Source organism: Streptomyces sp. NPDC053431 (assembly GCF_044544925.1).
Lineage (GTDB): Bacteria > Actinomycetota > Actinomycetes > Streptomycetales > Streptomycetaceae > Streptomyces.
Map to the genome: position 1 here is coordinate 37,735 of NZ_JBITXX010000012.1, position 13,041 is coordinate 50,775.

The window sequence follows — 13,041 nt, forward strand, 5'->3', positions numbered from 1 at the left end:
AGGGGCCGTCGAGCGGCTCGCCTCAGCGCGCCAGCACCGGCAGCAGCCGGCCCACCGCCCCGCCGAGGCCCCACCGCTCCACCAGGCGCGCCAGTGCCTCCGGATCCCGGGGCGCCGCCGGCAGCGCGGCGGAGAACTCCGGCAGCGGCACGTCCCGGGCGACGCGCACCACGGTCGGCGCCACGTCCAGGTACTCCGCCGCCTCGATGATCCCGCGCCGCTTCGCCGGCGTCAGCCTCGACGTGCGGTCGCCCGCCGCCGCCCGCACACCCGCCAGGTCCCCGTACTCGGTGATCAGCTGGGCCGCCGTCTTCTCGCCGATGCCCTTCACGCCCGGCAGCCCGTCGCTGGTGTCCCCGCGCAGCGCCGCGAAGTCCGCGTATCGGTCCGCCCGCACCCCGTACTTCTCCAGGATGAGCTTCTCGTCCACCAGGTCGCAGTCGCCCACGCCCTTGCGCGGATACAGCACGCGCACCCCGCGCGCGTCGTCCACCAGCTGGAAGAGGTCGCGGTCGCCGGTGACGATGTCCACCGGCCCCTCCGCCCGCTCCGTCAGCGTGCCGATCACGTCGTCCGCCTCGAAGCCGGCCGCGCCGACCCGCGCCACGCCCAGCGCCTCCAGCACCTCCACGATCACCGGGACCTGCGGCGACAGCGTGTCCGGGACCTCCTCGACGTCCGGACCCACCGGGGTCTCCTCGGCCACCCGGTGCGCCTTGTACGAGGGGATCAGGTCCACCCGCCACTGCGGGCGCCAGTCGTCGTCCCAGCAGGCCACCAGGTCGTCCGGCCGGTGGTCCTGGACCAGTCGGCCGATGAAGTCGAGCAGCCCGCGCACGGCGTTCACCGGCGTCCCGTCCGGCGCCCGGACCGAGTCCGGCACGCCGAAGTACGCGCGGAAGTAGAGGCTGGCGGTGTCGAGGAGCATCAGGCGTCGCGTCACACCCCCGATCATGCCGCACCCCGCCGACAACGTCCCCCACCAGGCGTGACACCGGTCACCTTCGCGTTTGTGGTGCGGGGGCCCGGGCAGGCGCGAGCCCGGAGCGGACCCGGTACGGGATTCAACGATCCGGAGAACACCTCCGGACTCCGAGGATCACGTACACGACGGGCGCGCGGGCAGATCCCGCCCCGCTCCACGGCCCGGCTGCTGCGGGGGTGGCGGGCCGTTTTTCGTTGCTACCCGTGAGGTGTATGTGTCCAGGCTCCAGGCCGACCACCTGTACAAGGTGTTCGGCAGACGACCCGACGAAGCCGTCCGCGAACTCGCCGCGGAGGGCGAGAACGCCGTCGACCGCGAGGCTCTGCGCGCCGACGGGACCACGGCGGCCGTGATCGACGCGTCCTTCACCGTCGAACCCGGCCAGATCTTCGTCGTCATGGGTCTGTCCGGGTCGGGCAAGTCCACCCTGCTGCGGATGCTCAACGGCCTGCTCGCCCCCACCGCGGGCCGGGTCCTCTTCGACGGCCGCGACCTCACCGCCCTCGCCCCGCGCGAGCTGCGCGAGGTCCGGTCGAAGAAGATCAGCATGGTCTTCCAGCACTTCGCGCTCTTCCCGCACCGCAGCGTGCTCGAGAACGCCGCCTACGGCCTGGAGGTCCAGGGCGTCCCGCGGGCCGAGCGCGAGAAGCGCGCCGCCGAGGCCCTGGAGCTGTGCGGGCTCGCCGGCTGGGAGAAGTCCTGGCCCGACGAGCTGTCCGGCGGTATGCAGCAGCGCGTGGGCCTCGCCCGCGCGCTCGCCACCGACGCCGACCTGCTCCTCATGGACGAGTCCTTCAGCGCGCTCGACCCGCTGATCCGCCGCGACATGCAGGACCAGCTGCTCGTGCTGCAGCAGAAGCTGAAGAAGACGATCGTCTTCATCACCCACGATCTCAACGAGGCCATGCGCCTCGGCGACCGCGTCGCCGTCATGCGCGACGGCCGGATCGTCCAGCTCGGCACCGCCGAGGACATCCTGGTTCGCCCCGCCGACGACTACGTCGCGTCCTTCATCCAGGACGTCGACCGCACCCGGGTGCTCACCGCCGAGGCCGTCATGACCGACGGCATGGTCGCCCCCGAGGACTGCCCGCCCGGCTGCGGCTGCGAGACCGTCGCCCCGGAGATGCCGCTGGCCGAGCTGTGCGCCGTCTCCGCGCGCTCCCTCCACCCGGTGACCGTCGCCGACCCGGACGGCCGGGTCCTCGGCGTCGTCGCCCAGGACCGCCTCCTCGGCGTCATGGGCGGACTAGACGCCGACGTCAGGCCGAGCGAGAAGGCCGGGTCCACGGGCCGGGTCGAGAAGGCCGGGACCGTGGGTCCGGTCGAGAACGCCGCGAGCGAGAAGGCCGGGGCCGTCGCGGTCATCGGGGGTCGGCGTTCCGGTGCCGAGGAGGTGACCACCCATGCCTAGGCTTCCCCTCGGCCAGTGGGTCGACCACGGCGTCGACTGGCTGCAGAGCCAGATGTCCTGGCTGTTCGACGCGATCAGCACCGTCGTCACCGGCCTCTACGACGGCATCGACGCCGTGCTGTCCGCGCCCCAGCCGCTGCTCTTCGCCGGCATCCTCGCCGTGCTCGCGTGGTGGCTGCGCGGCCTCGCCACCGGCGTCCTCGCCTTCGCCGCGTTCGCGCTCGTCGACTCCGTCGAGCTGTGGGACGAGGCCATGGCGACCCTGTCGCTGGTGCTCGTCGCCACCCTCGTCACCCTCGTGATCGCCGTACCCCTCGGCATCTGGGCGGCCCGTTCCCGGACCGTCAGCGCCGTGCTGCGCCCGGTCCTGGACTTCATGCAGACCATGCCGGCGATGGTCTACCTCATCCCCGGCATCATCTTCTTCGGCGTCGGCGTGGTCCCCGGCATCATCGCGACCATCGTCTTCGCCCTGCCGCCCGGCGTGCGGATGACCGAGCTCGGCATCCGCCAGGTCGACGGCGAACTCGTCGAGGCCGCCGAGGCCTTCGGCACCACCCCGCGCAACACCCTGCTGCGCGTCCAGCTGCCGCTCGCCCTGCCCACGATCATGGCCGGCGTCAACCAGGTGATCATGCTCGGCCTGTCCATGGTCGTCATCGCCGGCATGGTCGGCGGCGGCGGGCTCGGCGGCGCCGTCTACCGCGCCATCGGCAACGTCGACATCGGCCTCGGCTTCGAGGCGGGCATCTCCATCGTCATTCTGGCCATGTACCTCGACCGGATGACCGGCGCCCTCGGCCGGCAGGTCTCGCCGCTCGGCCGGCGCGCCGCCGCCAAGGCGCGCGCCGCGAGCGTCGCCCGCGCCGGCGCGAAGCTCTGGGGCCACCGCCCCCAGCCCGTCACCGCTCTCGTCGGCGTCGTCGTCCTGGCGCTGGCCGCCGGCGGCATGGGCTTCCTCGGCGGCACCGGCGGTGCCGCCACGACCGCGGCCGGGCCGAACACCGGCCACGGCAAGAAGATCAGCCTCGGCTACATCCCGTGGGACGAGGGCATCGCCTCCACCTTCCTCTGGAAGGAGCTCCTGGAGCGCCGTGGCTACGAGGTCGACACCAAGCAGCTGGAGGCCGGCGCGCTCTACACCGGCCTGGCCGGCGGCCAGATCGACTTCCAGACGGATTCCTGGCTGCCCGTCACCCATGCCCAGTACTGGGAGAAGTACCGCAACAAGCTGGAGGACCTCGGCTCCTGGTACGGCCCCACCTCCCTGGAGCTCACCGTCCCCTCGTACATGAAGGACGTGAACACCCTCGCCGACCTCAAGGGCAAGGCGGGGCAGTTCAAGGGCCGCATCGTCGGCATCGAGCCCAGCGCCGGAATGATGGGCATCCTCAAGGACAAGGTCCTCAAGGACTACGGCCTGGAGGGCGAGTACCAGGTCGTCGACGGCTCCACCCCCGGCATGCTGGCCGAACTCAAGCGCGCGTACGACAAGAAGGAGCCGATCGCCGTCACCCTCTGGTCGCCGCACTGGGCCTACTCCACGTACGACCTCAAGAAGCTCCAGGACCCGAAGGGCAGCTGGGGCAAGGGCGACGGCGTGCACACCCTGGCCCGCAAGGGCTTCGCCGCCGAGAACCCCGAGGTCGGCCGCTGGCTGAAGAACTTCAAGCTCGACGAGAAGGAGCTCACCGGCCTGGAGGCGGTGATCCAGGAGACCGGCAAGGGCAAGGAGCAGGAGGCCGTCCGCACCTGGCTCGACCGGAACCCGGGCGTCGCGGAGCGGCTCGCCCCGCAGTAGAACCGCAGGAGAACCGCAGGAGACCCGCAGCCGTGGTGGACCGGCAGGAGGCCCAGGAGGCCCCGCCGTATCGCGGGTGCGACATCCCGAATATCGACTCCTGTCCGAAAAGGGGTGGTCGCCGAACGTGTTCGGCGACCACCCCTTTTCGCCACGACGCGAAACCCCGGCCCAAAGCTGCGTAAGGTTCAGGTAACCGACCGGTACGAGACCACGAGTGACACGAGGGAGGGGGCCGACATGGACGACAAGGAGTCGCTGCGCGTGGGCGCGGCCGTCAAGAGGCGCCGCCGGGCGCTCCAGCTCACCCTGGCCGTCGTCGCGCAGCGCAGCGGCCTGTCCGTGCCCTTCCTCAGCCAGGTCGAGAACGAGCGGGCCCGCCCCAGCGACCGCTCCCTCCAGCTCGTCGCCGGGGCCCTGGAGACCACCGCGGCCGAGCTGCTCGCCGCGGCCGAGGCGGCGCGGACCGTCGACGTCGTCCGCTCCGACGAGGAGCTGTGGGACATGCCCCCGGGCGTCCGGCCGCTGGTCCGCGGCCGGCACCAGCTGCAGGCCCTGGAGTTCACCGGCGAGCAGGACGCCGGGCGTGAATTCCTGCACCGCAACGACGAGTTGATGTACGTCGCCGACGGCTCCGCCGAGGTCGAGGCCGAGGGACGGGCCTACCGTCTCGAACGCGGCGACACGCTCTACCTGTCCGGCGGGGTGCGGCACCGCTGGCGGGCCACCGCGGCCGGGACCCGCCTGGTGTTCGTGTCCGTCGCGGACCACATCGAGGCCGCCGAGACGTGAGCGGGAAGGGCGTGCGGGTCGTCTCGCTGGTGCCGTCGCTGACGGAGGCCGTCGCCGTCTCGGCACCCGGCGCCCTCGTCGGCGTCACCGACTGGTGCACCCACCCCGCCGACCTCGGCGTGGCCGTACGCGTCGGCGGCACCAAGAACCCCGACGTCGAGGCCGTCGTCGACCTGCGGCCCGACCTGGTGATCGCCAACGAGGAGGAGAACCGGGGGCCCGACCTGGACGCGCTGCGGGCCGCCGGCCTCGACGTGCTCGTCACCGGCATCCGCACCCTCGACCAGGCCTTCGCCGAGCTCGACCGGGTCCTCGCGGCCTGTGGGGTACGGAGCCGGCCGGCGTGGCTCGACGCGGCCGAGGCCGCGTGGGAGGCGGTGATCCCCGACGAGCCGCCGCGCACCGCCGTCGTCCCGATCTGGCGCCGCCCCTGGATGGTGCTCGGGAGCGACACCTTCGCCGGAGACCTGCTCGCCCGGCTCGGGGTGCGGAACGTGTACGCCGGCCACGCCGAGCGCTACCCGCGCGTCCCCCTCGACGAACTGCGCGCCGCCGCGCCCGACCTGGTCGTGCTGCCGGACGAGCCGTACCGCTTCACGCACGACGACGGCCCCGAGGCGTTCCCCGGGGCCGCGGTGGCGCTCGTCGACGGACGTCACCTCACGTGGTACGGGCCGTCACTGGCCGAGGCGCCCCGGGTGCTGCGAGCAGCGCTCCGCTGAGCAGGCCGCGCAGCGTGTGCCCGGCCGCCACCAGCCAGGCCGCGAGCAGCAGCCCGTACAGCCCGGTCGCCAGCCAGCGGAAGGCCGTGAGACCGGTGTGCCCGGCCAGGCCCTCGGCCGCGGTGACGCAGGTGCCCACGGGGAAGGTGAAGGCCCAGAAGGTCATCGAGAAGCCCATGCCCCGGCGGCGGGCCCGGACGACGAGGGCACCGGCGAAGGCCAGCCACAGGAGCGCGAAGCCGATGACGGGGACCCCGTAGAGCACCGCGAAGGCGGCGAAGGCGTGGGCGTACGGGGCTGGCAGCACGCCCCGCGCGGCGTCGGCGAACTTGTTGGCGGCGGTGGTCGACTGGCCCAGCGGGCCCAGGACCAGGAACAGGGTGGGGGTGAGGGCCAGGGGGAGCGGACCGTGGGTGACCAGGCGGCCGAAGACGAGGGGCAGCATCACCAGGGTCGCGAGCAGGCTGACGCCGAACATCGCGTAGCAGGCGATCAGCAGGGTCTCCTGGGCCTGCCCCGCGGGCAGGTGGGGCACGAGCAGCGGGCCGAGGGCGGCCGAGACCATCGGGGCCACGACCGGCAGCAGCCAGACCGGGGTGGCGCCCTCGACCCGGTGGCGGGCCACCATCAGGTACGGGATCGCCACCGCGGCCGCCAGACCGAGCACCGTCCCGGCGACGTACAGGACGGTGTCGAGGGCGAGCGCCGCGGGCAGGCCGATCCAGTCCTGGCCGACCACCATCGCGCCGCCGCCCACGGCGAGCAGGGCCATGGCCAGACAGCCGTAGAAGGGGGCGACCGCGGGGTCGAGGAGGTGGGCGCGGGCCTGGTCGCGGTGGTGCGTCCAGTGCAGGGCGCGGGCGGTGACCAGCGTCAGCAGCATCGCGAGGGAGAGGACCCAGATGACGGTGCAGGCGGCGCGCAGACCCGGGACGTGCACCGGGAGCGTGGCACCCGCGGTGCCGACGATCGCCGTGCCCATCACCGAGGCGTACCAGTTGGGTCCGAGGTGTCGGACCGGGGTCCACCGGGCGTCGGGGGTGGTGACGCCGGGAACCGACCGAGAGGAAGCGATGGTTGCCATGGCCTCAGCGTCCCGCGGGATCACCGCCCCCACCAGGGACGATGTTGCTATGAGGTCATAAGCTGGCGTTATGAGTTCTCCTGCGAGCGACCTCCCCGGCCTGCTCTCCCACCGGGTCCCCGACCTCGGCGCGCTCGAACTGCTCCTCGCCGTCGCCCGGCACGGCAGCCTCGGCCGCGCCGCGCGGGAGGTCGGGATCACCCAGCCCGCCGCGAGCAGCCGCATTCGCTCCATGGAGCGGCAGCTGGGGGTCGCCCTGCTGGACCGGTCCCCGCGCGGGTCCCGGCTCACCGACGCGGGAGCGCTCGTCACCGACTGGGCGCGGCGGATCGTGGAGGCGGCCGAGGCCTTCGACGCCGGCGTGCAGGCCCTGCGCGGGCGGCGGGACTCGCGGCTGCGGGTGGCCGCGTCCATGACCATCGCCGAGTACCTGCTGCCGGGGTGGCTCATCGCGCTGCGCGCGGAACGTCCCGACACCGCCGTCTCGCTCCAGGCCGGCAACTCCGCGGCCGTCGCCGAGCGCCTCCTGGCGGGCGAGGCGGACCTCGGCTTCGTGGAGGGGCTCGCCGTCCCGGACGGGCTGGAGGGAGCGGTCGTCGCCCACGACCGCCTCGCGGTCGTCACCGCCCCCTCGCACCCGTGGGCCCGGCGCCGCCGTCCGATCGACCCGGCGGAACTCGCCGCCACCCCGCTGGTCCTGCGCGAGCGCGGCTCGGGCACCCGCCAGGTCCTCGACGCGGCCCTGGCGGGCTTCGGCGGCCTGGCGCTCCCCCTCCTCGAACTCGCCTCCACCACCGCCGTGAAGGCGGCGGCGGTCAGCGGCGCCGGCCCGGCCGTCCTGAGCGAACTCGCCGTCGCCGAGGAACTCGCCTCACGGCGGCTGGTCGCCGTCCCGGTGGCCGGCGTCCTGCTCCGCCGGGACCTCCGGGCGGTCTGGCCGACGGGCCACCGCCCGACCGGCCCGGCGCGGGACCTGCTCACACTGACCCGCGCGCGGCCCGCCGGCTGAGGCGGGCCCGGTTCGCGGCGGGCTACTGCGCCGGGCGTCTGCCGGGCCTCGCGCCGGGCGTCTGCCGGGCCTCGGGCCGAGCGTCTGCGCCGGGCCTCGCGCCGGGCCGAGTGCGTCGTACCGTCAGCCGGTCTCCGCAGCCCGGAAGGTGACGCGGCCGTCGACCGCCGTCAGGACGACCGGCAGGTCGGGGAGGTCCGTCGCGGGGGTCGTGAGCGGGTCGTCCGCCAGGACGGTCAGGTCCGCGCGACAGCCGATCGCGAGGCGCCCCGCCCGGTGTTCCTCGCCCGCCGCCCAGGCCGCGTTGACCGTCATGCCGCGCAGCGCCTCCAGCGCCGTCAGGGCCTGCTCGGGGCCGTGCGGGGGCTGGGTCAGGTCGCGGGTGGGCCGGCGGTGGCGGGCGCCCGCCATCACCCCGAGCGGCGGGAACGGGGCGATCGGCCAGTCGGAGCCCAGCACCACGGTGGCGCCCGAGTCCCACAGGTCGCGGCAGCGCCAGGCCCGCGCGGCGCGCTCCTCGCCGAGGCGGCGGGACCAGTTGTCGGTGTGGTCGGCGCGGGTGAAGTCGCAGCAGTGGGTGGGCTGCATGGAGGCGACGACGCCGAGCTCCGCGAAGCGGTGCAGGGTGTCGTCCGGGACCGTCTCGAGGTGCTCGATCCGGTGGCGGACCCCGCGGCCCGCCTGCTCGATCGCGTCCAGGGCGTGCCGCACCGCCGCGTCGCCGATCGCGTGCGTGGCGGTGGGCACCCCGGCCCGGTGCAGTGTGCCGACGATGTCGGTGTAGGCCGCCGGGTCGGGCCAGAAGGCATGGGTGGACTCGCCGTGGCAGTCGGGCCGTTCCAGCCACGCCGTGCCGTTGTCGATGGTCCCGTCCATGAAGAGCTTCACGCCGTCGACGCGCCACAGGGCGCCGCCCCTGCTCTGCAGCTCGACGAGCTCGCGGACGCCGTCGGCGTCGGTGCCCGGCTGGCACCAGGGCGCGACCCGCAGGCGGAGGGGCAGCTCGCCGGCCCCGTCCAGCTCGGCGAGCAGGTCGAGGCTCTCGCCGTTGGCGTCCATGACGTGTCCGCCGGTCAGGCCGGCCGCGGCCATGGAGCGCAGCGCGGCGGCGAGGCGGTCACGGCGTTCGGCGTGGGTGGGCCGGGGCGCGACGCGCTCGACCAGTTCGCAGGCGGCGTCCTCCTGGAGCAGCCCGGTGGGGCGCCCCTGCGCGTCGCAGACGACCTCGGCCGAGGCCTGGTCGAAGGTGCGCGGGCCGTCGACGCCGGCCAGTTCGAGGGCCCGGCGGCTGGCCAGCGCCGAGTGGGCGTCGAAGAGCAGCAGGAAGGCCGGGACGTCGGCGAGGACCGCGTCGAAGGGGGCGATGCCCACGGGCTCGGAGCCGAAGACGTTCGGGTCGAGGCCCCAGCCGAACAGCCAGTCGCCGCGGCCGAGTTCCCGGACGGCGCCGGCGAGCGCCGCGCGGACGTCCGCGAGGTCGGCGCAGTGCGAGAGGTCGAGGCCGTGGGTGAGCTCGGCGCCGGTGACGGGGTGGAGGTGTCCGTCGACCAGGCCCGAGGTCACCACGGTGCCCTTGAGGTCGATCACCTCGGTCCCGGCACCGGCCAGGGCGCGGATCTCCCGGTCGTCGCCGAGCGCGGAGATCCGCCCGTCGTCGGACACGGCGAGCGCGGTCTCCGGCAGGAACGAGCCGGTGCCGGGGTCGAGCAGCCGGGCGGAGGAAAGGACGAGACGGGTACGCACACGAGCTCCAGGAAGGAACGGGGACCAGGACGGGGATCACGACGGGGATGACGGGGATGACGGGGGAGGGAAGAGGCACATCGGGGCGGAGGGAGGCCCCGGTGCCGAGGTCAGGACTGCGGATGGGCCGCCGCCCGGGGCTGAGGCCGGCGCCGGGCTCAGTGCCGGGGCTGGGCCCCCGAGCCTCGGCGCCGGCGCTCAGGCGCGGAGCCCCACGCCGACGCTCGGCCCGGAAGCTCGGCGCCGGCGCCCGTGGGCCGAGGCCCGGCGCCGACGCTCGGCCCAGAGCCTCGACGCCGACGCTCGGCCCGAAGCCCCACGCCCACGCTCGGCCCGGAGCCTCGGCGCCGGCGCCCGTGGGCCGAGGCCCGGCGCCGACGCTCGGCCCAGAGCCTCGACGCCGACGCTCGGCCCGAAGTCCCACGCCACCGCTCGGCCCGAAACCTCGACCCCGACGCTCAAGGGCCGAGGCTCGGCGTCGGCGCTCGACCGGCAGCCTCAGCGTCGGCACTCGGCCCCCGGCCTCGGCGCCGGCGCCCATGGCCCGAAGCCCCACGCCGACGCCAGGCCGGAAGCTTCGGCGCCGGGCGCCCGGCGCCGAGGCCGCACGCTGTCAGGGAGCCGTGCTCCCGGCCCGCGGCGCGGCCGCCGCTGCGGCCGGTAGCACCGCGGGCAGCGCGTCCGCCTCGCGTTCGAGCGTGCCCGGCGCCAGGCCGAGCTCGCGTTCGGCCGTGGTGACGGCCATCCGCAGGATCGGCTCCGGGCGGTTCTCGCGGTCGCTGTTGGCGTGGGCGCCGAGGCCGTCGAGGACGACGAGGATCTGGATCGCGGTGACGTGCGGGTCCGCGGTCCGGAACTCCCCGCGGGCGACGCCGTCGCGGATCACGCCTTCGAGGCGTGCGTCGGAGGCGAGCTCCTGCTCCGCGACCCGGTCGCGCAGGAGGGGCCGGTAGCGGCTGAGGTGGCGGGCGTTGATCCAGAGGCGGCTGATGTCGTCGTACGCGTCCCCGGAGGAGAGCGCGAAGTAGCGCGCCAGGTACTGGGTGGGGGTCCCGTCGGGGCGCTCGGCGGGCAGCAGGGCGTCGAGCTCGCCGGTGGCGGCGGTGCCGAAGGCCTCGGCGACCAGGTTCTCCGCCGAGGGGAAGTAGTGGCTGATCAGGCCCGGGCGGACGTCGAGCTCCTCGGCGATCCGCCGAAGGGTCACGCACTCCAGGCCTTCGGACAGGGCGACGGCCGCGGCCGCGTCGACGATCTCCGCGCGCCGGGCCTCGGGGGACTTGCGAACTCGCTTGCGCTGGACGCTTGACGACATGGGAGTGATGCTATTGAGTGTGCGACCAATAAGCAACCGGCTGGGCACGACACGTACCGGAGGGTCGCCCCATGGCTTCCAGCACCCCCGCCCCGAGCACGTCGGGGCACCCCGCCACCGATCGGCCCACGCGGATCGAGTCGCACGGCATCGACCACATCCCCGACGAGGAGCGGCACGGCCGGCCGAGCGAGCTGTTCTCGATCTGGGCGGCCGCCAACGTCAACTACCTGAGCCTCGTCGTCGGCGGCGCCCTGGTGCTCATGGGCCTCGGGCTCGCGCAGGCGATCGCGGTGATCGTCGTCGGCAATCTGTTCTGGCTGCTCACGGGCGTGCTCGCGGTGTCCGGACCCGCGGCGGGAGCACCGAGCGAGGTCATCACCCGGACCATGTACGGGGTGCGCGGGAACCGGGTGAACAACGCGGTGACCGGCTGGGTCATCTCGGTCTGCTACTTCGCCCTCAATCTCGCGGCGGCGGCCGGCGCCGCCTTCACCCTGGTGGAGAAGACCGGCCTGACCGTCTCCACCGGGGTGAAGGTCGTCGTCGTCCTCCTCATCGCCGGGATCACGCTCACCATCGGCGTGTACGGGCACGCCCTGATCGTCCGCCTCTACCTGCCGATCACCATCGCGCTGACCGCGGCCTTCGGCGTCGTCGCGTACACGGTCCTGCTCCACGCGGACTTCGGTTACGTCCCGGACGGGCCGCTCACCGGCACCGGTCTGTGGGCGACCCTGCTCGCGGGCGTCACCCTGATCGCGGCCGGCCCCCTCTCGTACACGACCAGCGCCGACTTCTCCCGCTACCTGCCCGCGACGGCCTCCCCGAAGGCGGTCGTCGGGTGGACCGCCCTGGGCGGTTTCCTGCCGAGCGTCGCGGTGTGCTCGCTGGGCGCCCTCGCCGCCACCGTCGTCGACATGACCGATCCGCAGGCCGCCCTGGAGTCGATGCTGCCGGGCTGGTTCTCGCCCGTCTTCCTGCTGGCCCTCGTCCTCGGCACGATCGCGAACAACGCGATGACCGCGTACAGCGCGGGCCTGGCCCTGCAGGCCGTCGGCATCCGGATCCGCCGCTCGCGCAGCGTCCTCGTCGACGGCACGGTCGCGGTCGCCCTGACCCTCTACGCGCTGCTCGTCTCCAACTTCCTGGACACCGTGAGCAACGTCCTCCAGCTCACCGTCGTCCTGCTCGGCCCCGCCATGACCGTGTACGCGGTCGACATCCTGCTGCGCCGCAACGCCTACGACGGCCGGGCCCTCATGGACGAGAGCCCGGCAAGCCCGTTCTGGTACACCGCCGGCGTCAACCCGGCCGGCGCCGCGGCCGTCCTCGTCGGCGGCGTCCTGGCCGCCCTGTGCGTCGACACCGCCTACACCGGCCCCGTCGCCCACGCCCTCGGCGGAATCGACCTCGCGCTTCCCGTCGGCATGAGCGTCTCGGGCCTGCTCTACGCCCTCCTGATGCGCGGCCGGATCACCCGCTGACGCGCCCCGCCGCCGCCTCCACCAGGCCCCGCATCACCCTCGGGTCCTCGCCCATCTCCGGGTGCCACTGGACACCGAGGGCCCAGGCGGGGGAGGGGAGTTCGACGGCCTCGATCGTGCCGTCGTCCGCGTGGGCCGAGACCTGGAGGTTCTTGCCGAGGATGTCGACGCACTGGTGGTGGTAGGTGGGGACCTGGGTGCGTTCCGGGACCAGGCCGGCGTACCGGGTGCCCGGGACCGGCGTGACCGGGTGGCGGCCGATGACCCCGACCGCCTCCGTGTGGCCGTCGAGGTGCTGGACGAGGGTGCCGCCGAGGGCCACGTTCAGGAGCTGCATCCCGCGGCAGATGCCGAGGAGCGGGGTGCCGGTGTCGAGGGCCGCCTCGATCAGGGCCAGTTCCCAGCCGTCCCGGGCCCGGGCGGGCGGGCCGGTACGCGGGTCGGGCTCGGCGCCGTACCGTACCGGCTCGACGTCCGCGCCGCCCGCGACCACCAGGCCGTCCAGCCGGGCGACCGTCTCCGCCGCGGCGGCCGGATCGTCCGGGGGGAGCATGACCGCGAGCCCGCCGCTCTCCCGGACCAGGCGCGGGTAAGCGGCCGGGAGCAGCGCCGCGGGGAGGTCCCACACTCCCCAGCGGGCCTGGTCCAGGTAGGTCGTCACACCGATGAGCGGCTTGGGCACGGGGTCCTCC

Annotated in this window: 11 protein-coding genes; 6 read left to right on the forward strand and 5 right to left on the reverse strand. The window is 74.2% G+C overall.

Annotated elements, in window-relative coordinates; genetic code table 11:
- Positions 1–22: 22 nt before the first annotated feature.
- The gene (locus tag ACIGXE_RS25425; RefSeq protein ID WP_399751383.1) at positions 23–928 is read right to left on the reverse strand and encodes a 5'-3' exonuclease H3TH domain-containing protein; all 906 of its coding nucleotides are present in this window, start codon (positions 926–928) and stop codon (positions 23–25) included.
- A gap of 271 nt (positions 929–1,199) precedes the next feature.
- On the opposite strand from ACIGXE_RS25425, the gene ACIGXE_RS25430 reads away from it, so the two are divergent.
- The 4 genes from ACIGXE_RS25430 to ACIGXE_RS25445 all read left to right on the forward strand — a co-directional run bounded on the left by ACIGXE_RS25430 (position 1,200) and on the right by ACIGXE_RS25445 (position 5,714).
- Entirely contained in the window at positions 1,200–2,399 is a 1,200-nt protein-coding gene (locus tag ACIGXE_RS25430; protein ID WP_399751152.1) for a glycine betaine/L-proline ABC transporter ATP-binding protein, read from the forward strand.
- Positions 2,392–4,200 (forward strand): ABC transporter permease/substrate binding protein, encoded by a 1,809-nt coding sequence (locus tag ACIGXE_RS25435; RefSeq protein ID WP_399751154.1) that lies wholly within the window; start codon positions 2,392–2,394, stop codon positions 4,198–4,200. Before ACIGXE_RS25430 ends, ACIGXE_RS25435 begins: the two co-directional genes overlap by 8 nt.
- Before the next feature lie 240 nt (positions 4,201–4,440).
- Complete coding sequence (locus ACIGXE_RS25440; protein ID WP_399751156.1) at positions 4,441–4,992, forward strand: helix-turn-helix domain-containing protein; 552 nt, start codon at positions 4,441–4,443, stop codon at positions 4,990–4,992.
- The gene (locus ACIGXE_RS25445) at positions 4,989–5,714 is read left to right on the forward strand and encodes a helical backbone metal receptor (RefSeq protein WP_399751158.1); all 726 of its coding nucleotides are present in this window, start codon (positions 4,989–4,991) and stop codon (positions 5,712–5,714) included. The genes ACIGXE_RS25440 and ACIGXE_RS25445 overlap by 4 nt, the downstream gene beginning before the upstream one ends.
- Here ACIGXE_RS25445 and ACIGXE_RS25450 read toward each other — a convergent pair.
- Complete coding sequence (locus tag ACIGXE_RS25450; RefSeq protein ID WP_399751160.1) at positions 5,653–6,798, reverse strand: TDT family transporter; 1,146 nt, start codon at positions 6,796–6,798, stop codon at positions 5,653–5,655. The two genes, ACIGXE_RS25445 and ACIGXE_RS25450, sit on opposite strands and share 62 nt — an antisense overlap.
- A 70-nt stretch (positions 6,799–6,868) precedes the next feature.
- Between ACIGXE_RS25450 and ACIGXE_RS25455 the strand changes: the two genes are divergently transcribed.
- Positions 6,869–7,807, forward strand: coding sequence for a LysR family transcriptional regulator (locus ACIGXE_RS25455; protein ID WP_399751162.1), 939 nt, complete (start codon positions 6,869–6,871; stop codon positions 7,805–7,807).
- Between the two features lie 123 nt (positions 7,808–7,930).
- Here ACIGXE_RS25455 and ACIGXE_RS25460 read toward each other — a convergent pair whose 3' ends face one another.
- Both ACIGXE_RS25460 and ACIGXE_RS25465 read right to left on the reverse strand, forming a co-directional pair.
- Positions 7,931–9,550, reverse strand: a complete 1,620-nt coding sequence (locus ACIGXE_RS25460; protein ID WP_399751164.1) for an amidohydrolase — start codon at positions 9,548–9,550, stop codon at positions 7,931–7,933.
- A gap of 613 nt (positions 9,551–10,163) precedes the next feature.
- Entirely contained in the window at positions 10,164–10,862 is a 699-nt protein-coding gene (locus ACIGXE_RS25465; protein WP_399751166.1) for a TetR/AcrR family transcriptional regulator, read from the reverse strand.
- A gap of 71 nt (positions 10,863–10,933) precedes the next feature.
- On the opposite strand from ACIGXE_RS25465, the gene ACIGXE_RS25470 reads away from it, so the two are divergent.
- Complete coding sequence (locus tag ACIGXE_RS25470; protein ID WP_399751168.1) at positions 10,934–12,349, forward strand: purine-cytosine permease family protein; 1,416 nt, start codon at positions 10,934–10,936, stop codon at positions 12,347–12,349.
- Here ACIGXE_RS25470 and ACIGXE_RS25475 read toward each other — a convergent pair.
- Positions 12,339–13,031, reverse strand: coding sequence for a gamma-glutamyl-gamma-aminobutyrate hydrolase family protein (locus ACIGXE_RS25475; protein ID WP_399751170.1), 693 nt, complete (start codon positions 13,029–13,031; stop codon positions 12,339–12,341). The two genes, ACIGXE_RS25470 and ACIGXE_RS25475, sit on opposite strands and share 11 nt — an antisense overlap.
- Positions 13,032–13,041 lie beyond the last annotated feature (10 nt).